This window comes from Fictibacillus sp. NRS-1165, from assembly GCF_050468105.1.
Classification (GTDB): domain Bacteria; phylum Bacillota; class Bacilli; order Bacillales; family Fictibacillaceae; genus Fictibacillus_C; species Fictibacillus_C terrinigri.
Window position 1 is genome coordinate 1 of the sequence record NZ_JBDPNU010000129.1, and the last position, 1,359, is coordinate 1,359.

1 protein-coding gene and 2 pseudogenes are annotated in these 1,359 nt (G+C 39.1%); 1 reads left to right on the top strand and 2 read right to left on the bottom strand.

Going from position 1 to position 1,359, the window contains the following annotated elements:
- Window positions 1–556: 556 nt before the first annotated feature.
- Window positions 557–790: a cell wall hydrolase gene (locus ABHN01_RS24960; RefSeq protein WP_429877786.1), complete on the bottom strand. Its 234-nt coding sequence runs from the start codon at window positions 788–790 to the stop codon at window positions 557–559.
- Window positions 791–820: 30 nt separating this feature from the next.
- Window positions 821–958, bottom strand: a pseudogene (locus tag ABHN01_RS24965) (peptidoglycan-binding domain-containing protein); the annotation flags it as partial.
- 193 nt (window positions 959–1,151) lie between these two features.
- Here ABHN01_RS24965 and ABHN01_RS24970 point away from each other — a divergent pair.
- A pseudogene (locus ABHN01_RS24970) lies at window positions 1,152–1,359 on the top strand (hypothetical protein); the annotation flags it as partial.

The following is a 1,359-nucleotide window of genomic DNA, read 5'->3' on the forward strand; positions in this document are numbered from 1 at the left end:
ACTAAGGCGTGATAAACTCTTGGTGAATACTGCAATAAAAGCACCCTTTTGATGTTTTCTTTAAGATGTAAATAGTGCGATTGTAATAACAACTAGATTTTATTATGTGTATTAATCGATAAATAATACGTGAAAAGTGGAAAGAGTGGGACCAGACCAAGCATTTGGCATATACTTCTTATTTAAATACTTTTTTTGGTCTATGTATTTTATGATGGATTCATTGTATTGAGGGGCAGCCCTGAACTGATTCAAAATCTGTTGATCTTTCTCTCTTTCTAAGGTTTACGATCGTCATCAACCAACGCTGCGTTGTTCATAATCATCATGATCGAGATTTTATAAAAAAGAACATTCGCGGAAATTATTTTGGTAAAAAATCAACTTGTATTCGGCTGTATCTCAAAATCGATTATCTTTTTGGCTGGAATTTTGGTTTACTAAAGTGATCTTATTTTGGATTGTAGTGTGTCCTGTCCTCTAATAATCAGAACAGGACTGTGGGTTCAATACTAATTATTCGATGAACTCTTGGATTATAATAGTATACCGCTCCTCACGATGGATCCCACCCCTTAAATGCATCAATGACAGCACGATAAGTAGGATTGGCAGGCTTCAAGTAATATTGCCCATCATCCAGGCAAGTAAATGCATTCGTATGAGTGTTTACTTCTGATACCGTTTTGGGAAATCCGGCAGCCTCATACCGGTTCAGTATGACGGCTGCCACTGCTACTTGCCCTTCATAATGTTCACCTCTGGCTTCTCCATTAACCTCGCCCGCCATTTTTTCGACATTTTGAAATTGCTTATATGTATTCGTTCCTACTATGCCGTCCGCGTAGAGTCCGGTATCCCTATGAAATTGTGCTACAGCATTTTTCGTCAGGGAATCATAAACACCTGTCGCGGAAGTATGTAAAAAACCCTTTTTAATAAGATGTTCCTGTATTCTTTTGACGTGAGTACCGAAGTCTTGTTATTTAATTAACATACAAGCTTCGGTGGTTGGCAGTCGTAATGCGTGTAAAGAAGAAACAACAATAGTGAGAATACAAATTTTTTCAATAAAAAACCCTCTTTCTATATTATTTAGTGCGTCGGAATAATCACGTGGAAGTCCCTGTCTATCATGAGCAGTGTGCCAGTTGCCAGGCTGTGTGGAGGGAAGGAATTCCCCAACGCGGCAATGTAACAGAATCTTTAAAAATACCGTTATTTCACTATGCCATGAAACCACGATCCAATCTGTTTCCAAAACGTATGACATCCCCTATACCACCCTTGAACGCTGGTATAACGAATGGGTGGAGAGTGAGAATGCCCGCATGGCCAATGAATGGAAAAGGTCTGCCC